A 24,145-nucleotide genomic window follows, 5' to 3' on the forward strand; every position below is an offset into this window, starting at 1 on the left:
AACCAGGTGCGCCACTTAGGCTTCCGATCAGGTGACGGCATTGGCGCCGTTTACTCGTCCATAATGATCATCGCCGACGCAGCCGCCGCTAAATCCCATATGTCTGACACAGCTCTCTGCAATAAGCTTGCAAACGTTTACAGGTCGACCGTACATTGGGAAGAGATGTAATCCGAGGTCAGGGCGCGTATTGGCCTCGACGACGATGTAGTTCTGCGGCTCGGCTTCGCTCATATGATCCGTGCACAATATATCGATGCCGCCAACGTGAAGTCCGGGAATAGCGCGCGCTACGCGTTCCGCGATGCGTTTCATGCTGGGATGAGCGCGATTCGTCATTTCCGTAGTTTCGCCACCTGTTGATGCGTTGCTTTTCCAGTCCAAGGTGACCCTTTGATCCTGGGCCGGTACAGAGTCCGGCTCAAATCCCTGTGATCTGAGTATCACCTTTCTATAATCATCCAGGAATATTGGCCGCTTCCCGAGATGAGGGTTTTTCGAACGGATATCGTTTTTGGCATCAATGAGTTGGCTGACAGTTCTGAACCCATCGCCTATCAGAAAGGGGGGGGTGCGCATCGAAACCGCGACGCATTGTGCGTCGACCACTAAATACCTGGCTTCGTTACCCGTAAAACACCTTTCTACTAGAATATGACTCGATGCTAATTGCAGCGCGGCGCTCCACGCCACCTCAAATGTCTCTGGCGTCACGTTGACGGAAACGCCACGCCCCTTGTTTCCATCGGAAGGCTTCACAACAGCTGTTCCGAATTCAACGACTTTTTGGCGCGCGCTCTCTTTGTTGCGGATCCCGAAGGCCTTGCCATCGGCGAAGCTTACCCCCGCTTGCCTGAATGCCGCTCGTGCCAGTCTCTTATCCTTTAGCATGCGGTACGCAGTAAGGGCAGTGAAGCTGGTTTCCTCTTTCACCAGTAGGCATTTCTGAGTCCCGCTGGAAGCGATGAGCATTGGTCCCCGCCTCCGGGTTCGCAGTCCCAGCTTACGGAACTCCGAAATGAACAGTTTTATAGTGTCAAATTCGTCTGTATCTGCGAATGTATTCAGCTCGACTGCAGGGTCCGGCACAGATCAACACCTCCCAACGAAACACGTCTATTCGCTCTATGCCGACCGGCTTGCCCTCTGCCCCTTCCGTGGGGTTGGCTCATTGTTGCTGGTTGCCAAATTGTTGAGGTCATCTGGCTCATTGAGCTCTTGCCGAGCGCTTTCTAATGCCTTCGCTGCAGATCCCTCCTTAATCACCTTAAGTTCTTCCGCGACCATATTCGATTTTGTGAGATGCCACTTGTCGAGGGAGGCGGCGCGCACAAAGCCGTAAGCCGATGGCATACGGAACATCAGCCAGCCCAGCTTCGACAATTCCTCTGTGAAGCCTCTCACGAAGGCTTGCCCGCCAACACGCCGTCCAGTTAGGCGCCTGAATGTCTTGTACGACATTCTTGCACGGGTTCGCGGCTGTCCCGCTTTGTTTGTGGTGCGTTTCAAGGTCAAAGCAACGAGTGTCGCCGCATCACTTAGCGAAACACTCGGTGTGGCAGTTGACGAAACAGTATCCATAATCTTACTCTCCTTTGCTTCAGCAGAATCGATAAAATCATAACTGCTATTGAACGTCTTTCGTCTCGGGCCGAGCCGAAGGAAACGGGGCCACTTCATCGAACCAGCCATCCTTTTTTGCCAAATACGACATTGCCATTGCGTGCATGGCAGCCCTTACTTGCGGTGGCCGCGACAGTGACATAGATGTGACGGGTTCCGCGGCTAGCTCACCAGATCTCGACACGAGCGCCATTTTGGCACCCGATCCGTCAGCGCTCCATCTCAAAGCTAGAACCAAGCCGCCACTCTGTAGGTGCCGACGTAGACCGGTACCAATATCAGGCTCGGCACTGACCAATATTAGTCGTGTGATCGGCAAAGTCGACAGTGCACGGCGAGACCATTCATCTTCGCTATCGACAATGAAATAGCCCTGGTTGCCTCGCTGCAGCACCCGCTGAGTGAGATCTTCGAGAACTGTACCATGATCTGCATCTGTTGGAGTCATTGAGACCGCACGGCAAGCACCCAGACAAAGACCGCTCGCCCAAAGTCTGTCCGGAGAGGCTGCATAAACAAGAGCTTCCAGGAACGGGTCTCTGGCCAGCATTTGGGGCGTTGTCCGCCGGCCAAATTCCTGGGGTACCGTGTTGATGTAAGCGCCTCTTTTCGACAAGAGACCAACTCTTCGCCCTTCCGCTTGGAAGCGGTGATCGATTGCTGTCGCCACCATACCTGTGTGTCGATCGCCAATGACGAGTACGGTGGCAATTTCCGACGAGCCCGGCTCATTGTACATATTGGCCAGGATGACCTCGCTCACATCTCTCGAGACCCCCGCTCGCGGCCAAAGATGAAACTCGATCCCCGGCCGTGCATTTACCTCGATGACAGTACATCCGACCTCTTTGTAAGATCTTGCAATGTCGGGCATGATGAGATCTAGCCCGGCAATACTGAGGCCAATGACCCTGGCGATGCGCTCGCATAGTTGCATGTTATCTGGATGAACGGAGCTTGTAACATCGACCGGGACGCCTCCGCGGGCGAGGTGACCGGTAGGCCGGAGAACCAAAGGTTGCCCGGAAATTGGGACGGACTCCAGCGTAAGACGATGCAAGGCTAGGTGCCGTAGCAGCTCATCGTCAATTTCTACAGTCGAAAGACGCCTCCCGTCTCTGTCCGGTTCCCGATTCAAATCATGAATCAAGTCAAGTATCGTTTTTTCACCGTCGCCCACGACTTGAGGCGGGCAACACATGACCGCTGCCACGAGATGAGAGTCAACGACTGTCGCCCGAAATTCCGGGCCGGCGATGAACTGCTCAACCAAGACGCCATACCGCTCTGAGTGGGGGATATCGTGCGCTATGTCGAATGCCGCCTCAACTGCACGGCGTCCCCGCAGTTTAACCGAAACCCCCCGCCCCTGATTTCCCTGAGCCGGTTTCACGACCACGGTCTTACCGAGCTGTTTGGCGGCAGCGACTGCCTCAGATTTGGTGCGAACGGTGATTTGACGGGGTACTTGGATCCCCGCTTGCGCCAAAAGTCTGTTGCCCAGCCTTTTGTCCAAGGCCACCTTCGCCGACGCAAACGATGTAGAACCTGATATCGTCGAGAACAGCTGCTTCTGGTGCTTGCCTTGGCCAAGACGAAGGTGATTACGGGCAACGAACTCGAACGGGATGCGATTTCTCTTAGCTGCAGCGACCAGCACAGCGGTCGAATTTGAAAGACGCCGTTTGTTCGCCCTTTCCAGGTTCAGCTCTCGAGCCTGAGTGTATTTCGGCCCCCCTTCCTCGCCTCGCGCCGCCTCACCAATCGCTTCAACGACGGCCGAAGCAGCCGCGCGCGACATCTGCGGGTCATCCGACTCCCAAACGATTGCAATATGGCTTTCGGACGGACTGCCTACTAGCGACGCCACCGGCGAAAACGAATAGAAATTCATCGCGCGGCGAAGCTCAAGATCGGCGGACAGGATGGCATCGGCGATGTACCGAGGGACCAAAGCGTCTTGTGTACAGCCGGGAAACATTTCGGACAGCGCTGAGCGACCCAGCGCAGGAAAATCAGAGATGCGACTGACTGCTAGCCGCCCGATATCCAGGGTTAATTTGACCACCGTGTTCGTGCTATGCACATTAAGGCCCGATAGCACCTTAAAACTGGTAATCTCGATTTTTCCCAACGCTTCAGATAGGCTGACCATAACCCCACTTTTGCCCCCGGATGTTCACGCTCCGCCTGGTTTTCGACCGTCTCCCACAATACAGACTTCCTGACCACGCTTCCGCTGCAGCCACTTCAAATGCATCTCGAAACGGGCACCGCATCGATGGGCATGAGCGGCTTCGGCAAGACCCGATGTGAAGGGGCGAAGATGTGGCGCATTCCACCACATTTAAGCACGCTTTATATCTGATCCCCCGCGTTCAGTCGGCCTAAACGCTACGGCCGCAGCATCCGGAAGTCGCGTTCTTATTCTCTTGAAAGACTGGTGGATTTCCCGCCGGCCTGATCCGGACAATGCAGCTGGATGGTATGTGACCTCGCGGGGAGATGTCGTCATGCATTCGAATGGCAGAGATCCAGACAATATAGTGTTAATTAGCCGTTGAAAGTCGTCAGCTTGGGGATGTATTTTAGGCATCTAATGCTAGTTATCTAATCATATTGGTTATCGAATAATCTATTGTAAGCAGACAGGAGTATCAAAAAGACTTATCTGGCAACATTGAACAGAAAAAGACTCTAAATGCCATCCGAGTATAAGTTGGGGGGAGTTTCATGTCCGTTTCAAGAATTAAGCGCGGGCGCCTTAAGAGAGCTAAACGAGCATTCGCCACCCGCCGGGTCGCCGCATCTCACATGCGCACACTCGTCACGGGACCTATACAGCCCGTCGCTGGCGATCTTGTTTTGGCGCGCGTTGATGAACTCGGCAATCACAGCAGATTGGAGCTCCTTTGCGGGCGAAAAGCGATCATGTTTCCCGGAGATGAGATAATCCTCTGTTATGGAAACAGGTACGCTCCTGACCAGTTCGAGGCTGTCATAGGCCCTGATCTGGGGCCGTGCGACTTAGTAGCGGGGGGCGGCATCGCGGCATGTGAGCTTTCCAGACATGCTCGGATGCTGGCGCCAACCAAGATCACCCCTCTCGGCCTTATTGGCGACAAATTCGGTCGCCGGCTGAACGTGTGGGATTACAAGGTCAGCTCCGACGATTTGCCCCCTTCCCTGCCGATTGTTCTGTCGCTTGGGACGTCAATGAACGCCGGCAAGACATTGACGGCAACGTCATTGGTCCGAGGGTTCAAAAAGGCGGGACTGAAGGTCGCGGCACTGAAAATTACTGGAACCGGCTCGGGTGGCGACACCTGGATTGTACGGGATGCCGGAGCCGACATTGTTCTTGATTTCACAGATGCAGGATTTGCAACGACGTATTTAGCCCCTGTAGAATTGATCGAAAAGGGCGCGTTCCGCCTACTGAACCATGCCGCTGAAAATGGATGTGATGTCGCCGTTATCGAGATCGCCGACGGGCTGCAGCAGAAGGAAACTTCCGAGCTAATTCTGGCTGAATCATTTCGTAACATGGCTCTCGGCGCCATTTTCGCTTCTTATGACGCGATGGGCGCAAAGTATGGAGTTGATACCCTCCGCGCTGCTGGCCACAAGGTACTTGCAATTAGCGGCAGGATCGGCCGATCGCCGCTGGGTGTGAGGGAGGCTGAGGAAGCCACAGGCCTGCATGTCTATTCCCCATGGGAGCTCCAGGATGGGGCGCTCAGCCCCGTTCTAAAGGCCCGCGCTTCTGAAAAATTAGCTAACGGGCAGGGTAATAACCCATATCTTCGGCGTATTGCTGACGCCCCAAATCCAATGGTGGCCCTCGGCCAGGGTCGAGCCCATTCTTCCCAGCTGCGAATTGATTTTCTGGGAAAACTCGCGCACGAACTGGTTCAGGCAGAGTTGGGAGAAACACCTAGTCCGAGGCCCGGCGGCGACAGCAGGGCGACATGGCCCAGTCCCTTTGGGAGCGTCTCAGTCACTCTGCCCGAGATGCTATCGCCTGGCTCGAACCCCTTATTTATGTCGATTCAGGCGCCGGCTGAATTGATCGAAGCGGCAGTGGTGGCAAAAACCCCTAGGGCCCTCAAGTCATCCCTGGGCAGCCTGGTCCAAGCCCTCGGGTGCCCTCCTCTGTCCGCCACCCGAATGGATAATCTCGTGAGCGGAGCTTGGTCGATGTTGCAGGCAGTTGATCAGCAAAATGTTCATACAGGGCCTGCGTTCAGCCCTCATGACGATTTGGACGAGATGATCATGAACTTCTCAGGGATTTTCAACGAGGGTGTCGACCAGCATGCCCCGCTTGGGCGGGCGTGAAAGACGGTGTCCTTGGTGAGAACACGAGGCAGGCGGCGGTACAGTGCCCCCCTCAGCGAAATGTGGCGAAGGTCAATCCCTGGCCTTGCCGCGGTTGTGGGTTTTGGCGTCTGTATCAACGTGCTCCGATTTGCTGGGCCGCTTTATTTTATACAAATATTCGACCGGGTCATTTCCAGCCGCAGCGTGGAAACCCTTGTCATTCTGACCTTGGCCGCCTTGGTCGCTCTGGTAACCGGCGTCGTGCTGGAAGCCATTCGTCGTCGCATGCTTTCCCGCTGGGGCGTTTGGATCGAGCACCACTTGACCACCCAGTCCGTGAAAGCCGGATTGACGGCAGGCGTCCCCAATCCGCCGCTTCTGACCAGTATCGAGAAAGTCTCCAGCTTTGTTGAGCGAGGGCTAGCTCCTTGGCTGGACGTGATCTGGGCTCCCATTTTCCTGTTATGTGTATACTTGATCCATCCTGTTCTCGGCGTGATCGCGTTGGCAGGCATGGCTTTGCTGATAGCTATGAGCATGCTCAAAGAAAAGGTCACACAAGAGCCTCGCCAAGCTGAACGTGAAGCTGCCAAGCAGGCGAAAGAGGTATTGATCTCAGCGGAAAGGCATAAAGACGTCGTCGGCGCCTTCGCAATGGCCGACGCGATCGCCGGTCGCTGGGGTAGGAACAGAGTCGATGGCTTTTTGCAACGGGAGCGGCTTAATGCCAGAGGATCGAGCCTTGATGCAGCGATCCGGGCGCTGAACCGTTGCGTTTACATAATTCTATTGGCATCGGGCATCTGGCTGTTCCTAAACGATTCGGCGTCCCTGGGAGGCGTATTCGCAGCTCGGCTTATTGCGAGCTTTGCTTACAGAATGGTGGAAAGGGCAGTTCGGGAGCTCAGAAGCCTCATCGAAGCGCGGGAGGGATACTCCAAGATCAAGGCGGAACTTGCCAAACCGTTGGACGTAGAGCCATCTCTGCTTCCTGGAACGCCGCGAGGCTCGTTAGTTCTCGATGAAGTTACATTTAGGCATGCTGGATCGCGAGCAGACATATTTAAGAAGCTGTCGCTCTCTCTGGCTCGTGGGGAATTGCTGCTGGTCATAGGACGTGCAGCCACCGGCAAGACAACGCTTTCTCGTCTTCTCATTGGTTTGCTCAAGCCCCGCACCGGTCAGATCCGATTGGGAGACATGAACATAACCAGGCTTCCGGATTATATTAGAGCTGGAGCGATTGGATATTTACCTCAGCACGTTGAACTGTTCGAGGGAACCGTCGCGGAAAATATTGCGCGGTTTCAACAAAGTTCTATCGACGACGTGGTTTCGGCAGCAAAAATAGCCGGAATACACGAAGTTATCATTCGTCTGGGCCAGGGCTATGACACTTTGCTTAACGACTCGGTCGGCCTGTCCGGGAGTGAACGGAAGCGAGTAGCCCTTGCCCGCGCACTCTTTCGCGCACCGAGACTTATTGTCTTGGACGAACCCTTCGCTAATTTGGACGCCGCCTCGAAGAAGACCCTTGAGTCGGCGATTAGGCTTATGAAGGATGCAGGAAGCTCGGTAATCGTCACCATGTCCGGACAGACCAACCGTCTCGCCGGACTAGTTGATAGGTCGCTGATCCTGGGAGGTCGATCGCCCGAGCTTACCGAAGGTTCCATTCGTCCCGCTCGCTTCGGGAAAACTGAATTGCGGAGCATTAAGTGATAGCTTCGCTCGCCCTTGGCACCAAACACCCCGGCACCCAGCAAGCCGAAGATCCGCCGCCGTTTGGTAGGCGTTTGGTGATCTTTGGTGTCGCGATAGTCGCAGCCTTCTCCACCGTGACCGGCATGTGGCTTGTTGCGGCACCCATCCAGGGTGCGGTCTTGGCCACCGGGGTGGTGAATGTTGCTTCAAACGTAAAGACAGTTCAGCACCTCGAAGGCGGCATCATATCGGAGATATTAATTCAAGAGGGAGATCGCGTGTCGCCAGGCCAGGTGTTGATACGATTGCAAAGCACCGCTTCGAAGGCAGCTGCAAATGAAATCAAGGCGCAGTGGTACGAGGCGAAGGCTACCGAAGCGCGCCTGGTCGCGGAAAGAGATGGAAAGGACTCGATCGAAATTCCGCCTGAATTGAAAGGGTCCGGCAAATTGGCGGCGGATGCTGTTTCCGGGCAGGAGAGTGTCTTTCGGACACGTCAAAACCTCTTCAGAGAGCAGCTCTCCCTACTACAGCAAGCAACCGGAAGCATGGCAAAGGAGATCGAGGGCTTTGAAGGGCAAGTCGTAGCGGCTACTCGGAAGCTCGAGCTAATTGAGGAGCAACTAGGTGATGTCCGAGCCCTGTATGAAAAGAAGTTGGTGGTCAGGACACGCCTTATAGATTTGGAAAGGGAAAAGGCGGACGTGGGAGGTGCCCTAAGCGGGTATGTAGCGTCGATCGGCGCAACCCAGCAAAAGATGGAGGAGACGAGATTCAAGATCGCCGAACTTAGCGCCTCGACGACGGCCGATATCGTCGAGGCACTAGGAGAAACACGCGCCAAAATATACGAATACGAGCAGCGAATGGCCGCTGCTGATGACGTGGCGACGCGTACCGAGATACGCGCTCCTATCGGAGGCACCATAGTGGGACTTAAGGTCCACACGAATGGGGGGGTCGTAGCGGCGGGAGAGCCGCTAATGGACATCGTCCCTCAAGACGACAACTTCGTTGTTGTCGCAAACGTTGATCCCCTCGACGTCGACCAGGTGAAAGTAGGGCTGCACGCGACAGTTTGGCTGAGCGCTGTGAGCAGACGCTACCAGCAACCGATGAGCGGTGACGTTCGCACTCTTTCCGCTGACCGGCTAATTGATGCTCGGACCGGTCAAGCTTTCTATTCGGTTCGAATTGTTCTGAGACCGGAGTCTTTGAAAGCAGCGCCTGTAGCATTGCAAGCTGGGATGAGCACGCAGGTCATGATCGAAACTGGAGCGAGGTCAGCCTGGGAATATCTCAGCGCTCCTGTCTACGCCGCTATGGGTCGCGCCCTTCGTGAATAAAGAGACCGAGCAATAAACAATGACTTGGAAGTTCCGCCCGAAAGATGTGCAACGTTGCGCTCGGCAACTCTCCGATCTGCATGCGCTCCAGCCACCTTATCGACGCGTCGCCGCCGCTCGGCCTTGTCGACGCCGCGCATGCGCAGGCTGAACTCGACATTCTCACGGTAAGGAATGGAAACAGCGCCAAACTCTGCCAGACCAGCGGCGTGTCGCGCTGTCAGGTGACAGCTTTCCTCGATCAGCACGGCTGTTGAACACCATAGTGTCTGGATCGCTGCCATTCGAATGGACGACGACATCGCCCCCGACAGCCACATACCATCCAGCTGAAACGCAATTTGTGTTCTATTTCTTTGATTAAGGTCATCTCAATATGGGTGCAGAACATGGCCAGCAACGCCAAACTCGCTGAAACAGCTCCCAAAGCGCCAAAGCTTGAATTGAAACCGATCGAGGAGATTGACAGCAGGCAAATCTCCACGGCAATCCGGCAAGATCGGCCGTTTGTTGTTCGAGGCTGGGTTTCAGCCTCCGACGGTTGGGGATTGGATGACCCTAAATGGGCGCGGAATACCGGGCAGGTTACGGTGATTCCAGGGGACGATGCCACGGTTTCCACTGCATCCTATGTCTTGCGCAAGAGCGGAATGACCCACGAAATGACCTTTCGCGAGTTGTTCGACCGGATCCTAGGCCAGGGTAAATGGCGACCACTGATCGACGCAAATGAGCGCTACTACATGTTTGGTGGGAAAGTCCCGAGCAGTCTTCTGGAAGCATTGCCCTGGCCAAGCGACCTGGAGTTCGTTGGCTCGTCTCCCTATGTTGCTTCCGAAGGGGTTACCGCCAAGGCGCATTATGATCATTGGTACGCATTCCTGGTGCAGCTACATGGGACAAAAGCGGTAAAAATGTTCCCCCCTTGGGATTATAGTTTCATCTATCCGCAGCATGAAAAGACGGCCGACAAGCCCAGGCGAGCGCTTGTGGATCTGAATAATCCCGATTTTGACCAGTTCCCGTTGTTGAAGCAACTGCATGGAGAGATTGCCGTACTGAATGCAGGTGACGTTTTGTACATGCCCGTACATTGGTGGCACGAAGTTGAAACCGAGGGATTCTCCGTCAGCATCAACCGGCGTTTGAAACGGAGTGCGCTGGACTGGGCCGGCGCTCTGCTTGTATTCGGTTATCAGGTCCTGCAGGGCGCATACCGTTACCGCATCGAACCGATCCCCAGCCACGAAATTAAGACTGTGGCCCAGTATGCCTATGTTGAGTGGAAGAGCGACACCGGCAAAACGGAATACGATCAATGGTGCGCATTCCTGGCGCAGTCGGGGCGAGACCAAGCAAAGGCGTTGCGGATCCCCGAAGGTTTCGGAGTCCTGTTGGCGCGGTGGCTTCAGACCGAGCAAGAGCTAACGAAGGCAGAGTTTGAGGCGCTCTCGCATCCCGCGGCTGAACTATCTGTTCGGGACTGACCTGCATCCCGGATTTCGGACCGTTCTGAGCTGGAATTTTCCACTGAGTTGAAGTTTTCGGAGGCGCCTTCATCCTGCGACAAGCTGAGGAGGGGACGGCGGGCGGGCATCGATGTCTCGCCGGACCTTATCTCGGCCGTCACCGATCCCGTCCTTGAGGAGGTGGGCGGTCACGGCGCCCAAGCCACACGTCTCGGTCCGCCGACGATCGGGTTTCAGCCCCTGGGCCGGCGTCGTATGGCACGTAGCCGTTAGAATTCGGCAGTTAGTGCCGGATTTTGAAAGTCTCAAACTCTCAAACGAGCTCTCTCGATTCAGCATTTCATCGACGTGGCGTTAGCTGCGGCTTCCGTTAGGCCCTGTGCGCCGCCACCAACCTCGCGTAGACATGCCTGCCGGCATCGGCGCTGCGACGTGAGAACCCCATGCGAATACTGTCGTGTACCCTCTTCCTTTTCCTAGGCCTCTGCCTGACCAGCCTGTCGCCGGCCAGGGCCGCGGCAGGCGATTGCGGTGATGCTGCCGCGCTGGTGCAGCAGGCCTATCCCAAGGCCCGAAAAAGCGCCGACGGCACCTCGTTCATGCTTGAACCGCATGTCAGCATCGCCTCAACGCTCCCGGCGAGCGAGGCGCCATTCGGCCTGGTCTGCAAGATCTGGCCCGCCCACGACGACCTGCTACTGGTCGCAGTGCCGCTGATTGACAGCGCTAACGGCGACCACCTGCATGTCGGCGATATCGAGCTTCTGGTCGTCGAGAGGAAGAGCCTGCGGGTGCGCCAGCGCCTGCTCCAGCCCGGTCTGATGACCGATGACATGATTGTCATCGAAAAGGTGGAATTCGACACCGGCCGTTATGCACTGGCCCCCGATGTCACCGCATTCGGCCTGCGCATCGAAATGGCACACCATTCGCTGACCGCTCCCTTCACTGAGGCCGACCTGCGGCTCTACGCTCTCGCCCGCGGTGAACTCCACGTGGTGCTCGACGGCCTCGTGGTGGACGTCTCTGGCGGCGACAGCGATGGCAGTTGCGCCGGATCCTTTCGTTCCAGCCAGGTCAGCCTGGCGATAAGCCCGGCCAGCCATCATGGCTATCACGACATCACCGCGGTTGAGCGGACGGATACCGACAATCCCTCCCCCGACCAGGACGGCGAATGCCAGTCCCATCCCGGCAAGCCTGTGAAACGGACCTACCGGCTGCACTATAACGGCACCCGCTATCCGGTTCCCGCGGCACTCAAGGTGATGGGATTGTGACGCGGCCGCACACGTCCCTGCCTTGGTTCGTCAATGTGATCAATTCCAGTTGAATGGGTATCGACCATTAATTCTCTCGTGGTAGGAGGCGCTCAAGGGGGCTCTTCCCAAAGGAGCTGATGATTTGTGGTGGTCAAGATTCAAAAGGGGTTTTGCAGGAACGTGGGACGACAGACTGGACGGGCTATTCTCCGCCAAGGTCGACTACGCCGGAAAATCCATTCTCGATGTTGGCTGCAATATGGGTGTTGTCGCCTATGAGATATCCAAGCTGAAACCCAGCTCGATCCACGGGATCGACATTGCCAAGCCGCACATCGAGACTGCAAAAATGTTATTGAGCGGCTCCCCGGTACATGCCCGGTTCGATCGTCTGAATCTTGGCAGCCGGCGCCTCGGCAATATCCTTCTACCGAAATACGACATCATCCTGCTGCTGGCCGTCTATCAGCACATGCAGCGCAACATCGGCCCAGGCAAGGCGCGTAAGGTGCTTTCCAATATTGTGAGGCGCACCTCAAACGTTGTTGCCCGCGTTCCGCCGGGAACGGATGGCGACTTTATCGAAACGCTTTCTGACGAGGGGTTCCAGGTCAAGAGCACTCACACATCGCCTCTTGGTAGTCATGTGCTCGTGCTTGAGAAACCTGCCTTCGGAAATCCGCAGCCATGATGACACATAGCTTGTGGTAGTCTGCCTCTTCAACATCCCATGTGCCAGCAGCGGGCGCAGACCCGCTGCCTGCCTGCAACTCGGCCCGGGCAACGCCGATTCGCCGGCAGAAAGCATCTTGCGGATGGACCTCGCGGCAATGCCGTTGATATGAGGGCCGCGGCTGCGGTGTTCTCTGCCACTGCCTTAACAGACTGGATGCGCCCGTTGGCGTAGGTGACGAATACCAATTTGGCCGTCACGGCGAGAGCACTGGCCGTCCCGCCTGCGGTCAGCGCGCCACCGGTGTCGAAATTCAACCATGTGCGCTATCAGCTCGCAGGCGCCCGTCCAGCGCTCTGGCTCAAGGCGCCGGGCGAGTGAACAGAGATCGGAATAGCTCCTCAGCACGCCGCAGTCCTTCATCTGTCAGAACCACTGACTTCGCCTTGTTTGCCGGATTCGCGATCAGCCCCTTCTCGTGCAAGCGATCCAGAGCATTCCAATCCAACCCTTCCAGGCGCGCCTCTCTTCATGCAGCGTCAGCCAAAGCAGGCCCAGAACGGCATCGTCGATCTTGTCGGTGTCGATCTCCATGCAAGCAGTTTAACACGCGAAGGCGTCGCTGCCATGATCCACACCGTAGGGTTATTCCTCGCGCAACGGTTCGCCTGAAAATAGATGCTTCACCTAGGCGTCGCATGCGCGACGGCGTCATTTGGGGGGACGAGTCGGGATGGGATCCGAGTTTATCATGGTGCCTAAGCGGCCGTGGCAGCCCTTGGCGCTGGCAATGAAATGCGGATTCGTCGTCGCTCTGGTTGCGCTTACCGCAGGCGAGCGGCGCACCATCGAGCGTGCGCGTCATGCTGCCGGCATTGCGCAGTACCGCGTCACCCGCCGCGGTATCCCATTCCATAATGCGGCCGAAAGGCGGGGGCGTTTCGCGAGACACGTTCTTTTCCGACGCGCTCTCCGGCCGCAGAAGTCTCAACCTTGCCAGAGGTGAATTTTTGACCCCTGAGCGGTTATCGCGGAGCGCATTCCGGGCCACAACCGGCTTTGCGACATCCCCTTCACTGATTCACTGCCCGTCTGGCGCCAGAATGCGAAATCCGCTGTGAGGGCCGGGGCTTAGCAACAACCGCTCAAGGTCGATCCGACGTTGCAGGGCTGACGTGTTTTCATCGAGCCAAGACTGACTCTAGTACCGTGCCAGGAATGAGCTATAGTCCAGATACTGTGGCGGCCGGGCGCTTGCACAATGGCTGGACTGGGTGAACAGATTGCGCGTCAGCAGCGCACCATGGGACCGCTTCTGGTGGCGGCAGTGGTCATCGGCCTTATCGGTCTGCCCGTCGCAGCCTGGCTCGACCTCCGAGACCTATCGGAACGGATGCTGCGCAGGCAAGCCAGCGAAATCAGCCGGGTCATCGACGAAATGCGCGGATTCTACGGCAGCGACGTCGTGGGACGCGTGCTGCAAGCAGACGGCGCCGTGACTGCGACGCACAACTACCGGGACGTGCCAGGTGCGATCCCTATTCCAGCAACCCTCTCGATCGAACTCGGCAAGCGCATCAGCGCTCACGACGCGTCGGTCAAATATCGGTTCGTCTCGGATCTGCCTTTCAAAGGTCGCGCCCCCCACCAGCTCGATGTATTCGAGCGGAATGCAATCGTTGCTTTGCGAGCCAACCCGAAGGAGCCGATCATCGAAGTCTCGGGTTCACTGTTTGACCGGCAGGTCCGCGCCGCGGCCCCTGTTGTAATGGGACAAGTCTGCGTGACCTGCCATAACTCACACCCGGACAGCCCCAAGACTGACTGGAAGGTAGGGGATGTCCGAGGGATCCAGGAGATATCAGTCAATCAGCCTATCGCTGCGAACGTCCTCACCTTCAAATATCTGCTCCTATATTTCGGCTTCGCGGCGGCGGCGGGCCTGACGTTCATTCTCCTGCAGCGTCGGCAGTCCGCGTTGATTCAGGGCATCAACAAGGAGCTTTCCGAGGCAAATGACTTCCTGGCCGCGATCTCATTGAAGATCGCCAAATACCTTTCGCCTCAAATTTACAAAAGCATCTTCAGCGGCCAGAAGGACGTCACCATCGCGACCGAGCGCAAGAAGCTCACGATCTTTTTCTCCGACGTCAAGGATTTCACCGCGATCGTGGAACGGCTCCAGCCCGAGGACTTGACGCTTCTCCTCAACGAGTACTTCACCGAGATGTCGACGATCGCGCTCAAACACGGCGGCACCGTCGACAAGTTCATCGGCGACGCCCTTCTTGTGTTCTTCGGAGACCCCGAGACGCAAGGCATCGAGGAAGACGCGAGAGCCTGCTTGCGCATGGCTGTCGACATGCAGCGTCGGGTGGAGCAGTTGAACAGGGTGTGGCGTGACCGCGGAGTTGAACGGCCCTTCCGAGCTCGCATGGGCATCAACACGGGCTATTGCAATGTTGGGAACTTCGGTTCCGATGATCGGATGGACTACACCATCATCGGAGCCGAGGCGAACTTGGCGGCCCGTCTGCAGTCGATTGCCGAGCCCGGCGGCATCTGCCTCAGCTATGAGACTTACGCGCTCGTGCGCGACCTTGTCCGGGCGCGTCCATTAGCACCGATTGCCATGAAGGGGATCAGCCGGGAGGTTGTCCCCTACGAAGTCGAGGGCCTCCTGGGTGAACTCGCCCAGCGCCCTCAGGTCATCAGCGAGCACGCGACTGGCCTCGACTTGTTCCTCGATGTTGAGGCAATCGACGAGAACGGGGTCGAGCGGGCGAAGAAACGACTTTCGGAGGCGCTCGTGGCCTTAACCATCCGAAGCAAGCCCGCCGCATTTTAGCTTCTTTAACCTGATGCAATCTGGACCGTGGCCAGCCACATAAAGTCGGATTCAACGCCGTCCCATGCGCCGCCGGTCGGCTGAAACGGACGCTGCCTCGCGTGCAGCAGGCCGGATGGGGATCGTTACGTGGTGTCTACAGCTTTCGATCAGTACCTGAGATCGCGGCCATAGTTACCGTAATCATTATCTTCACCCATGGGCCCGGACCTGCGCTTTCGTCGCGATAAGTCCTACGAGCGAAGAACACTGACCATGTCTGACGCGTTCCCTTGGTTGCGCAGTCATCGCCTAGCCAGATCCAGCAGCCTTGCCGCTGGCGATAAAATGCGGGTTGCGAAATCCTCGTCGTCGCTCTGGTTGCGCTTGCCGTAGGCGAGCGGCGCACCATCCAGCTTGCGCGTCATGCCGCCGGCAGAGCGCAGCACCGCGTCACCCGCGGCAGTATCCCATTCCATGCTGCGGCCGAAGCTCGGATACGCACCCGCCTCGGGGCCGGCGATAAGACAGATCTCAACATTGCAACGACGAGCCGACCGAGACGATCTGGCCAGCGCCCAGCGCACGGATACGATATAGCTTTTGTCTCCGGCGTGTTGTGGATCGGTTGGCCACTAAGGTCAGCGGCATCAACCCGGCCCTCTCGTCGCCGTTATTGATCTCAATGGCCGCTGCCCTGCCCTGCTGGCCGGGTACGAAGCGGCCGGTGCCGGGACGCGTACACCACTTCTAACGAACTGCTCGGCAGCATCCCGCGACACACTAACGGGAGCGCGACAAGTCGGTAAGGGGACACTTGCGCTCTGCGTCGCGAGCGACTGCAGCGCTCACGCAGCCTCGGGCACAGGCACAGGCGAAGCAGTCGCCAAAGTTGAGCCGCGCCGAGTGCCGCCCCTTGCCGTAGTGGTCGAAAAGCGCGCGTCGCCCGCGTCCGGCGGCACTGCCACATGTCAATCTCTATCACCGAGACAGCGTTCCGCGGCTTCAGCCGCCTTGCTAAAGATTCTCGCGACCGCGATTGCAACCTCGCAAGTGGCGAAGTCAGCCGCTTCTGGTCCGCTGTGCGCGCAAGGAGTCCGCGCCCCCTCGTTGTGTTTATTAGCGCCGTTAGCGCCGAGGCATCGTTGAACATCAGTCATTCTCGTACAGGCTCTCGCGAAACGCCTTGTCGGCGGGCTTTGTTCAGTCCTGCCCTGGGCTCGCAAATCACGGCAGAATCTGACGCCGATCTCCACCAAAGACGGTCTAGCCTGTTCGCGCTCAAGCTCATGCTTGAGCGCGGCGTGGACGGCCTCGGTCAGGCCGGCCCTCTTGAAGCCGCGACCTGGCGGGCCAGAGCTTCTGTCTCGGGATTCTTGATGTGGAATGCCATGACTGCCTCGCATAGCCGAGCAAGTGTATTGGTATACAGCAATTTGCATACACCGTGTGACTGGCCCGGGAGCATCGACCGGAAGGACTCCAGCAGCAATATCGCCGACCGAATCGGCGATGCTGGCTGGCAACGACGGTCAGCGGCACCACACCGTGTCTCGTCGCGTGACGAGGCCGCACGCGTTTTGCCGCGAGGGTTCTTTTGAGCGTAGCGTTTCACTGAACAACGCCTCACTCAGGCTTTGCCCGGACATCTAGAATCGGCGCGCCTGATCGGTTGCAGATCGGGCCCGATGCCAGCGCCATGGTGGGCGTCGAGCCAGAAAAAAACGGCGAGCAGTGCAAGTCACTGTTTCGAGTACGGCCGGTACCAATCGACAAACTTCTTCAGCCCGTCCTCTATCGAAACGCTAGGCCTGAAGCCGAAATCCCGCTCCAGGGCGGTCATGTCGGCGTAAGTCTTCTCGACGTCGCTCGTCTGCATCGGCTCGTTGTGGCGGATTGCCTTGACCTCGAGCAGCCTTTCCAGAATGTCGATGAAGTCGCCCAGGCGCACCGGCCGGTTGTTGCCGACATTGTAAAGCCTGTTCGGCGGAACGTCAGCCGCCGGCGGCTTGTCGAGCACGGCGACAACCGCCTTCACAACATCGTCTATGTAGGTGAAATCGCGCCACATTTCGCCATTGTTGAAGACCCGGATCGGCTTGCCCTCGAGCATCGCCCGGGTGAACATCCAATAGGCCATGTCGGGACGGCCCCAAGGACCGTAGACCGTGAAAAACCGCAGGCCGGTCTGCGGTATGCCGAACAGATGGGCGTAGGTGTGGCTCATCAACTCATCGGTTTTCTTGGTGGCAGCGTAGAGCGAAACGGGCTTGTCGACCTGATCGGCTTCGCTGAACGGCACGCTGCGGTTGCCGCCATACACCGAGCTCGACGAGGCATAGACCAGATGCTCGAATGCCGGTTCGGCGCGACAGAATTCGAGCACTTCGAGGTGGCCCATGACATTGGAGCGGATATAGAGCCGCGGATTGTCGAGTGAGTGGCGCACGCCCGCCTGCGCGGCAAGGTGCACGATCCTGACGATGCCTTGCCCGGCCAAAGCGGCCGCAAGCGCGCCCTGTTCGGCAATATCGATCTGGTGGAACGAAAAATCCTTATGGGGCAGCAGGCGGGCGAGCCGCCCCTTTTTGAGCGCCAAGTCGTAATAGTCGTTCATGTTGTCGACGCCGACGACCGCTTGTCCCCGGTCGAGCAGATGGTGGCAAACGTGACTGCCAATGAACCCCGCGGCTCCGGTGACAAGTATAGGCAACAAGCTTCTCCACGCGCACAGCCGGGCCGGTATCTGGAGCGGCAGATCCGGCCCATTTCGTCGTGCTATAGTCGAAAGCCGAGGTGGAGACCACCATTAAGCTGATGCGTCAGCTTGCCTCGCGCATGGCTTCGGCCGCCTGCAGGTCGACCGACACCAACTGGCTGACGCCTTGCTCGGCCATGGTCACCCCGAACAGCCGGTCCATGCGCGCCATGGTGATCGGGTTGTGTGTGATGATGACGAAGCGTGTCTCGGTGGTTGCGGCCATTTCGTCCATCAAATTGCAGAAACGCTCGACATTGTGATCGTCGAGCGGCGCGTCGACTTCGTCGAGCACTCGGCGCCGGGTTGGTCAGGAACACGGCGAAGATCAGCGACATCGCCGTCAACGCCTGCTCGCCACCGGACAGCAACGTCATCGTCTGCGGCTTCTTGCCGGGAGGGCGCGTCAGGATCTCCAGTCCGGCTTCGAGCGGATCATCAGACTCGATTGGTTGCAGCTCGGCCCAGCTCGACGGCGCGGAGCAGCCGCTCGCGAACCTCGCGCCAGGCGCGCCATCCCAGTAGATGGAATCCGACCCTGTGCCCGAGCTTGGCGACTGCGATGATTCGTCGGGATCGGCAGTCCAAGTGGAGGGCTTGGGCTGCTGGTTGTGCGATTGATGGTGGCCTGGAAGTCGACGACGGAATGGAAGACTCCGAGTTTCAGGCGGCGCTTCGACAGCTTGGCGAAGAAGCCCTCCACCGCGTTGAGCCAGGAGCATGAGGTCGCGTGAAGTGCAATGTGAAGCGCTCGTGGCGCTCGAGCCGGACCCGCACCTTGGGATGGCTTGTTTTGCTGACGCGTCCCCTTTGGTAGCGCAGTCATCGTCTACCCAAGTCCAGCAGCCCGCTGGCGATAAAATGCGGATTGGCGAAATCCTCGTCGTCGCTCTGGTTGCGCTTGCCGTAGGCGAGCGGCTGTCCGTCCAGGGTACGCGTCATGCCGCCGGCAGCGCGTAGCACCGCGTCACCCGCGGCAGTGTCCCATTCCATGGTGCGGCCGAAGCGCGGATACACATCCGCCTCGGCGCCAGCGACGAGGCAGAATTTCAGCGACGAGCCGACCGAGACGATCTCGGCCGCGCCAAGCGCGCGGATATAGGCGTCGGTTTCCAGCGTGTTGTGGGACCGGCTGGCAACGACTGTCAGCGGCACCACACCGGCCCTCGCCGAAATCGGCTGGCGATCGACGATCTCATAGTCGTCATCAATCTCGATCGCTTCCGCTTTGCCCGGCCGGCCGGAAAAGAAGCGGCCGGTGCAAGGCGCGAAAACGACGCCGATCTCCGGCACGCCATGGCGAACCAGCGCGATGTTGACGGTGAAATCGGTCCGCCGGTTGACGAACTCCTTGGTGCCGTCCAGCGGATCGATAAGGAAGAAGGCGTCGCCGAGATCCGGCGCCATGATGCCGGCCGAAGCTTCTTCCTCGGCCACGCATGGAATCTCTGGAAATGCGGCACGCAGCCCGGCAAGGATGATCTTCTCGCTCTCGCGATCCGCCTCCGTCACTGGCGAACTGTCAGATTTCTGGTCGACCGCGCAGCCGGCGCGATAGACGCGCATCACCTCGCGCCCTGCCGCCAAGGCAAGGCGCTCGAAGACGGCGAGCATCGCTTCGTCGTCAGATACCGCCGCCGCTGTCATATTGGTCTTCGGCAATGTCCCGCTCGTTCAGCCAGAGTTCCAAGGCGTCCACCATCTCCTCGGCCGATCTGCCGAGTGTCTTGAGATGGATTTCGGGTCTTTCCGGCACCTCATACGGTGAATCGACGCCGGTGAAATTCTTGATCTCGCCGTTCAACGCCCGCGCATAGAGGCCCTTCGGATCGCGCCTGGCACATTCCTCGAAGGGTGTGTCGACAAACACCTCGATGAATTCGCCGTCGGCCATCAGTTCGCGCGCCATGCGCCGCTCGGCGCTGAACGGCGAAATGAACGACACGATGACGATCAGCCCGGCGTCGGCCATCAGGCGCGCCACTTCGGCGACGCGGCGAATGTTTTCGACACGACCGGCGTCGGTGAAGCCGAGATCGCGGTTGAGGCCGTGACGGACGTTGTCGCCATCCAGAATGTAGGTATGGCGGCCGGTGGCGAAGAGCTTCTTCTCGAACAGATTGGCGATGGTCGACTTGCCCGAGCCCGAAAGCCCGGTGAACCAGAACACGGCCGGCCGCTGGTTCTTCATATCGGCGCGGGCGCGCTTGCCGACATCGAGCGACTGCCAGTGGATGTTTTCGGCGCGACGCAGCGAGTACAGGATCATGCCGGCGCCGACTGTGGCGTTGGTTATGCGGTCGATCAGGATGAAGGCACCCGTCGTCCGGTTCTCGGCAAAAGTATCGAAGGCGATGGGCGAGCGTGTCGAGATGTTGCAGATACCGACTTCGTTCATTTCAAGCGACTTGGCCGCCTCATGGGCAAAGTCGTTGACGTTGACCCGGTATTTCAGGTCGGTGACGGTGGCGCTGGTCTGGTCGGTCTCGGTGCGCAGGATGTAGGAGCGGCCGGGCAGCAGCGCGTGTTCGTCGAACCAGACGATGTTGGCGGCGAACTGGTCGGCGACCTGCGGCCGCGCTGCCGGCGATACCAGCATATTGCCGCGCGAGACCTCGACCTCGTCGTCGAGGACAAGGGTGACGGCCTGGCCGGCGATAGCCTGCTGAAGGTCGCCGCCATGCGAAACGATGCGCCTGACATGGGAGGATTTGCCGGATTTGGCGACGACCACCTCGTCGCCCGGCGCAACCGAGCCGGAGGCGATGGTGCCGGCGAAGCCGCGAAAATCGAGGTTGGGACGGTTCACATATTGGACGGGAAACCGGAACGGCAATTCGACCGCGGCCTCGTCGACCGAGACGGTTTCGAGATGTTCAATCAGCGTCGGGCCGGAATACCAGTCTGTCCTATCGGAACGGCCGGTAACGTTGTCGCCATAACGGGCCGACATCGGAATGGGCACGATCGTCTGGAAGCCGAGCTCACGAGAGAACTGCGCGTAATCCGCGACGATCCGTCTAAAAGCCGCCTCGTCGAAGCCGACAAGATCGATCTTGTTGACGGCGAGCACGATGTGGCGAATGCCAAGCAGCGAGGCAATGATCGAATGCCGCCTGGTCTGACGCAGTACGCCCTGGCGGGCATCAATCAGCACAATGGCGAGATCGGCAGTCGATGCACCTGTCGCCATGTTACGCGTGTATTGTTCGTGGCCGGGCGTGTCGGCGACGATGAACTTGCGCTTTGGCGTGGCGAAGAAGCGATAGGCGACGTCGATGGTGATGCCTTGCTCGCGCTCGGCCTCGAGGCCGTCGACCAGCAGCGCGAAGTCGACGTCGTCGCCGGTGGTGCCGTGCTTGCGCGAATCGCGCTCGAGCGTGGCCAGCTGGTCTTCGAAAATCTGCTTGGTGTCGGAAAGCAGGCGCCCGATCAGCGTCGACTTGCCGTCGTCGACCGAGCCGCAGGTCAGGAAGCGCAGCAGCGACTTTCGTTCCTGCGCCGCCAGATAGTCGCGGACGCCGTCGGTTGGGGCGAGGCTCTTGGCCATGATGTGGCGCATACTCAGAAATACCCCTCGCGCTTCTTCTTTTCCATCGAGCCGGCTTCGTCGCGGTCGATCAGCCGACCTTGCCGCTCGGAAGTGCGCGCTGTAAGCATTTCGCCGACTATCGCCTCCAGAGTGTCGGCTTCCGAGTCGATCGCGCCGGTCAGCGGATAGCAGCCGAGCGTGCGGAACCGCACCATCCGGTTCTCCACTGTTTCGCCGGGCCGCAGCTGCATTCGCTCATCATCCCTCAGGATAAGCATGCCATCGCGCTCGACGACCGGCCGCTCCTTGGCCAGATACAGCGGCACGATCGGGATGTCTTCCTGGAGAATGTACTGCCAGATGTCGAGCTCGGTCCAGTTCGACAACGGGAACACCCTGATCGATTCACCGGCAGCGATGCGGGTGTTGAAAATTTTCCACATCTCCGGCCGCTGGTTCTTCGGATCCCAGACGTGCTGGGCGTTGCGGAAAGAGAAGATGCGCTCCTTGGCGCGCGACTTCTCCTCGTCGCGTCGCGCGCCGCCGAAGGCAGCGTCAAAACCGTATTTGTCGAGCGCCTGCCGCAGCGCCACCGTCTTCATCACATGCGTGTGGGTGTTGGAGCCGTGGTCGAACGGGTTGATGTTGTCGCGCACGCCGTCTTCATTGACATGGACCAGGAGGTCGAAGCCGAGCTTTTGCTGCATCTGGTCGCGAAAGGCGATCATCTCGCGGAATTTCCAGGTCGTGTCGACATGGAGAAAGGGAAAGGGCGGCTTGGCCGGATAGAATGCCTTCATCGCCAGGTGCATGAGCACGGACGAATCCTTGCCGACCGAATAGAGCATGACCGGCTTGGCAAAAGCCGCGGCCACCTCGCGAAAAATATGGACGGATTCAGCCTCAAGCCGCTGAAGGTGCGTAAGCGCGATGTTCATGGACTGTGAGCGTTCTTTCGTACCCATCCACGGAAGGGCCTGTATCGTCAACGGCGCGATCTTCAGCCGCCCGGTTCAAGCTGCACTTCTGGACAATCTATTTTTCTCGTGCCGGCGTTCTAGCAGATCGTTCCTGCCCAGAACAATGCAAGACAAGCCTGCGGCCGAATGGTTCGGGAATGAATTTTCCATACAGCCGGCGAAATCGGGAAATTCCTCCCTGACGAGGGGCGGCGCCTGCGAGGGACCGAAAATATTGCTTGGGCCACGGAAAGGCCGCTGCATTTTTCGTGATGCCCGGCCAGTTCCGCCAATTCCAGTGAGCCGTCTGCCGGTGCTGAATCGTACCCGGAAGAGCCATGGATAGTGACCCCACCGGCTAGTTCATCCTTGACCTGAACGAGGCGGCGCAGCCTGCGGCCGACACGAGCAAATCGAGTGGCCGTGAGCGCGGGAGCTATGATTCCGGATTCGCCGGATCAAGCTGAGGCCGGCTGACGACAGTAATCTCTCGAAGCTGCATCGAAATAAAAACACGCTCGACCGAGCTATTAACGATTTGGTCTCGCGTCGGTGACGACAAGGTTCATACAGCACTCATGCGCTCCTCGCGAAGTCGCTCGCTTGTATGGTGGTCGCTGCGGATCGGCCCCCACCACCATTCGTTCTGGAGATACCAGTCGACCGTTTTGGCGAGGCCGCCCGCGAATGTCTCGCGGGGGGCCCAGCCGAGATCGAGCCGTATCTTGGAGGCGTCGATCGCATAACGGCGGTCGTGGCCAGGGCGATCCGCGACAAAGGCGATGAGATCGCGATACCGCCGAGACCCGGAACGCGGCCGTTTGTCGTCCAGAATGCTGCAGATCGCCTCGACCACCTCCATGTTGCTGCGTTCCGAGCCGCCACCGATATTATAGCTCTCGCCGACTACACCTCGGGTGGCGACTATGGCTAAGGCGCAGGCGTGGTCTTCGACGAAGAGCCAATCGCGCACATTCCTGCCGGCGCCGTACACCGGCAGCGGCTTCTCGTCGAGAGCGTTCAAAATGACGAGCGGGATTAGCTTTTCAGGAAACTGGCAAGGACCGTAATTGTTCGAGCAGTTGGACAGCACGACCGGCAGGCGGTAGGTTTTATGCCACGCACGCACCAGATGATCGGATGCGGCCTTTGAAGCCGAATACGGCGAGGATGGGGCGTATGGCGTCTGTTCAGTAAAAACACTGTTGTCGAAAGGCAAATCGCCGAACACCTCATCGGTCGAAACGTGGTGGAAGCGGAACCGGCTTTTTCTCTCGCTGGAGAGTCTGCGCCAATATTCCAGCGCCGAATTCAGCATCCGGTAGGTCCCAACGATGTTGGTCTCGATGAAGGCAGCGGGCTTGTCGATCGACCGGTCAACGTGGCTTTCGGCGGCCAGATGAATAACGATATCGATCTCATGGCGTTTTAGAACCTCTAGAACTGCGCTCGCATCACAAACGTCGGCGTGCTCGAACCTATAATTGTGGGCTTTCTCTATTGGCCGCAGCGACGTGAGGTTTCCTGCATAGGTGAGCTTGTCCAGATTCGTCACACGGTAGTCTGGATTGCTACACAAATGACGGCAGACCGCCGAGCCAATGAAGCCGGCTCCTCCGGTTATCAGAAAGTTCATGGCGCCCCTCCTAGTGCACTCACCCCTTGAGCA

General features: G+C 58.4%; 17 protein-coding genes and 5 pseudogenes. 9 read left to right on the forward strand and 13 right to left on the reverse strand.

Annotated features, from left to right (window positions below; translation table 11 throughout):
* Positions 1 to 27: 27 nt before the first annotated feature.
* From RQ479_RS13160 to RQ479_RS13170, 3 genes are all read right to left on the reverse strand, one after another.
* Positions 28 to 972 carry a hypothetical protein gene (locus RQ479_RS13160; protein ID WP_292664016.1) on the reverse strand — a complete coding sequence of 315 codons (945 nt, stop codon included), beginning with the start codon at positions 970 to 972 and terminating at the stop codon, positions 28 to 30.
* A 153-nt stretch (positions 973 to 1,125) separates the two neighbouring features.
* Complete coding sequence (locus tag RQ479_RS13165) at positions 1,126 to 1,581, reverse strand: hypothetical protein (protein WP_292664018.1); 456 nt, start codon at positions 1,579 to 1,581, stop codon at positions 1,126 to 1,128.
* A 46-nt stretch (positions 1,582 to 1,627) separates the two neighbouring features.
* Entirely contained in the window at positions 1,628 to 3,778 is a 2,151-nt protein-coding gene (locus RQ479_RS13170) for an ATP-grasp domain-containing protein (protein ID WP_376705396.1), read from the reverse strand.
* A gap of 578 nt (positions 3,779 to 4,356) precedes the next feature.
* On the opposite strand from RQ479_RS13170, the gene RQ479_RS13175 reads away from it, so the two are divergent.
* The 7 genes from RQ479_RS13175 to RQ479_RS13205 all read left to right on the forward strand — a co-directional run bounded on the left by RQ479_RS13175 (position 4,357) and on the right by RQ479_RS13205 (position 12,418).
* Positions 4,357 to 5,964 (forward strand): hypothetical protein, encoded by a 1,608-nt coding sequence (locus tag RQ479_RS13175; RefSeq protein ID WP_376705397.1) that lies wholly within the window; start codon positions 4,357 to 4,359, stop codon positions 5,962 to 5,964.
* Positions 5,965 to 6,150: 186 nt separating this feature from the next.
* Positions 6,151 to 7,668, forward strand: coding sequence for an ATP-binding cassette domain-containing protein (locus RQ479_RS13180; protein WP_376705398.1), 1,518 nt, complete (start codon positions 6,151 to 6,153; stop codon positions 7,666 to 7,668).
* Entirely contained in the window at positions 7,665 to 8,996 is a 1,332-nt protein-coding gene (locus RQ479_RS13185) for an HlyD family type I secretion periplasmic adaptor subunit (protein ID WP_376705399.1), read from the forward strand. Before RQ479_RS13180 ends, RQ479_RS13185 begins: the two co-directional genes overlap by 4 nt.
* Before the next feature lie 44 nt (positions 8,997 to 9,040).
* A complete protein-coding gene (locus RQ479_RS13190; RefSeq protein WP_376705400.1) occupies positions 9,041 to 9,253 on the forward strand; it encodes a hypothetical protein in 213 nt (70 codons plus the stop codon).
* Between the two features lie 132 nt (positions 9,254 to 9,385).
* On the forward strand, positions 9,386 to 10,483 hold the full coding sequence (locus tag RQ479_RS13195; protein WP_376705401.1) for a cupin-like domain-containing protein: 1,098 nt from the start codon (positions 9,386 to 9,388) through the stop codon (positions 10,481 to 10,483).
* A 530-nt stretch (positions 10,484 to 11,013) separates the two neighbouring features.
* Positions 11,014 to 11,745 carry a hypothetical protein gene (locus tag RQ479_RS13200; protein ID WP_376705402.1) on the forward strand — a complete coding sequence of 244 codons (732 nt, stop codon included), beginning with the start codon at positions 11,014 to 11,016 and terminating at the stop codon, positions 11,743 to 11,745.
* A gap of 124 nt (positions 11,746 to 11,869) precedes the next feature.
* Positions 11,870 to 12,418: a class I SAM-dependent methyltransferase gene (locus RQ479_RS13205; protein ID WP_376705403.1), complete on the forward strand. Its 549-nt coding sequence runs from the start codon at positions 11,870 to 11,872 to the stop codon at positions 12,416 to 12,418.
* Between the two features lie 343 nt (positions 12,419 to 12,761).
* On the opposite strand, the pseudogene RQ479_RS13210 reads toward RQ479_RS13205, so the two are convergent.
* Positions 12,762 to 12,994, reverse strand: a pseudogene (locus RQ479_RS13210) (DUF6429 family protein).
* On the opposite strand from RQ479_RS13210, the gene RQ479_RS13215 reads away from it, so the two are divergent.
* Positions 12,932 to 13,072: a hypothetical protein gene (locus RQ479_RS13215; RefSeq protein WP_376706085.1), complete on the forward strand. Its 141-nt coding sequence runs from the start codon at positions 12,932 to 12,934 to the stop codon at positions 13,070 to 13,072. The pseudogene RQ479_RS13210 and the gene RQ479_RS13215 overlap by 63 nt on opposite strands.
* 39 nt (positions 13,073 to 13,111) lie before the next feature.
* On the opposite strand, the pseudogene RQ479_RS13220 reads toward RQ479_RS13215, so the two are convergent.
* A pseudogene (locus RQ479_RS13220) lies at positions 13,112 to 13,334 on the reverse strand (hypothetical protein); the annotation flags it as partial.
* A gap of 327 nt (positions 13,335 to 13,661) precedes the next feature.
* Between RQ479_RS13220 and RQ479_RS13225 the strand changes: the two are divergent.
* Entirely contained in the window at positions 13,662 to 15,248 is a 1,587-nt protein-coding gene (locus RQ479_RS13225) for an adenylate/guanylate cyclase domain-containing protein (RefSeq protein ID WP_376705404.1), read from the forward strand.
* Between the two features lie 291 nt (positions 15,249 to 15,539).
* Here RQ479_RS13225 and RQ479_RS13230 read toward each other — a convergent pair.
* The 8 genes and pseudogenes from RQ479_RS13230 to rfbB form a co-directional block, all read right to left on the reverse strand.
* A pseudogene (locus RQ479_RS13230) lies at positions 15,540 to 15,962 on the reverse strand (3'(2'),5'-bisphosphate nucleotidase CysQ); the annotation flags it as partial.
* Positions 15,963 to 16,968: 1,006 nt separating this feature from the next.
* Positions 16,969 to 17,940: an NAD-dependent epimerase/dehydratase family protein gene (locus tag RQ479_RS13235; RefSeq protein ID WP_376705405.1), complete on the reverse strand. Its 972-nt coding sequence runs from the start codon at positions 17,938 to 17,940 to the stop codon at positions 16,969 to 16,971.
* A 109-nt stretch (positions 17,941 to 18,049) separates the two neighbouring features.
* Positions 18,050 to 18,449: pseudogene (locus RQ479_RS13240) on the reverse strand (chromosome segregation protein SMC); the annotation flags it as partial.
* Positions 18,424 to 18,771: pseudogene (locus RQ479_RS13245) on the reverse strand (hypothetical protein); the annotation flags it as partial. The pseudogenes RQ479_RS13240 and RQ479_RS13245, both read right to left, overlap by 26 nt.
* Positions 18,772 to 18,807: 36 nt before the next feature.
* Positions 18,808 to 19,599, reverse strand: coding sequence for a 3'(2'),5'-bisphosphate nucleotidase CysQ (gene cysQ / locus RQ479_RS13250; RefSeq protein ID WP_376705931.1), 792 nt, complete (start codon positions 19,597 to 19,599; stop codon positions 18,808 to 18,810).
* A 10-nt stretch (positions 19,600 to 19,609) separates the two neighbouring features.
* Positions 19,610 to 21,547 (reverse strand): sulfate adenylyltransferase subunit CysN, encoded by a 1,938-nt coding sequence (cysN, locus tag RQ479_RS13255; protein WP_376705406.1) that lies wholly within the window; start codon positions 21,545 to 21,547, stop codon positions 19,610 to 19,612.
* Positions 21,548 to 21,549: 2 nt separating this feature from the next.
* Entirely contained in the window at positions 21,550 to 22,455 is a 906-nt protein-coding gene (cysD, locus tag RQ479_RS13260) for a sulfate adenylyltransferase subunit CysD (protein WP_376705407.1), read from the reverse strand.
* Between the two features lie 586 nt (positions 22,456 to 23,041).
* Positions 23,042 to 24,112: a dTDP-glucose 4,6-dehydratase gene (gene rfbB, locus RQ479_RS13265; RefSeq protein WP_376705408.1), complete on the reverse strand. Its 1,071-nt coding sequence runs from the start codon at positions 24,110 to 24,112 to the stop codon at positions 23,042 to 23,044.
* Between the last annotated feature and the right edge of the window lie 33 nt (positions 24,113 to 24,145).

The organism is Mesorhizobium sp. ISC25 (assembly GCF_042295465.1).
Taxonomy (GTDB): domain Bacteria; phylum Pseudomonadota; class Alphaproteobacteria; order Rhizobiales; family Rhizobiaceae; genus Mesorhizobium.

Coding starts and splice junctions, on each gene's coding strand:
- cysN (WP_376705406.1), bottom strand. CDS start 21,547: ATGCGCCACATCATGGCCAAGAGCCTCGCCCCAACCGACGGCGTCCGC.
- RQ479_RS13190 (WP_376705400.1), top strand. CDS start 9,041: ATGTGCAACGTTGCGCTCGGCAACTCTCCGATCTGCATGCGCTCCAGC.
- cysD (WP_376705407.1), bottom strand. CDS start 22,455: ATGAACATCGCGCTTACGCACCTTCAGCGGCTTGAGGCTGAATCCGTC.
- RQ479_RS13225 (WP_376705404.1), top strand. CDS start 13,662: ATGGCTGGACTGGGTGAACAGATTGCGCGTCAGCAGCGCACCATGGGA.
- RQ479_RS13195 (WP_376705401.1), top strand. CDS start 9,386: ATGGCCAGCAACGCCAAACTCGCTGAAACAGCTCCCAAAGCGCCAAAG.
- RQ479_RS13170 (WP_376705396.1), bottom strand. CDS start 3,778: ATGGTCAGCCTATCTGAAGCGTTGGGAAAAATCGAGATTACCAGTTTT.
- RQ479_RS13160 (WP_292664016.1), bottom strand. CDS start 972: ATGCTCATCGCTTCCAGCGGGACTCAGAAATGCCTACTGGTGAAAGAG.
- RQ479_RS13215 (WP_376706085.1), top strand. CDS start 12,932: ATGCAGCGTCAGCCAAAGCAGGCCCAGAACGGCATCGTCGATCTTGTC.
- rfbB (WP_376705408.1), bottom strand. CDS start 24,112: ATGAACTTTCTGATAACCGGAGGAGCCGGCTTCATTGGCTCGGCGGTC.
- cysQ (WP_376705931.1), bottom strand. CDS start 19,599: ATGCTCGCCGTCTTCGAGCGCCTTGCCTTGGCGGCAGGGCGCGAGGTG.
- RQ479_RS13165 (WP_292664018.1), bottom strand. CDS start 1,581: ATGGATACTGTTTCGTCAACTGCCACACCGAGTGTTTCGCTAAGTGAT.
- RQ479_RS13175 (WP_376705397.1), top strand. CDS start 4,357: ATGTCCGTTTCAAGAATTAAGCGCGGGCGCCTTAAGAGAGCTAAACGA.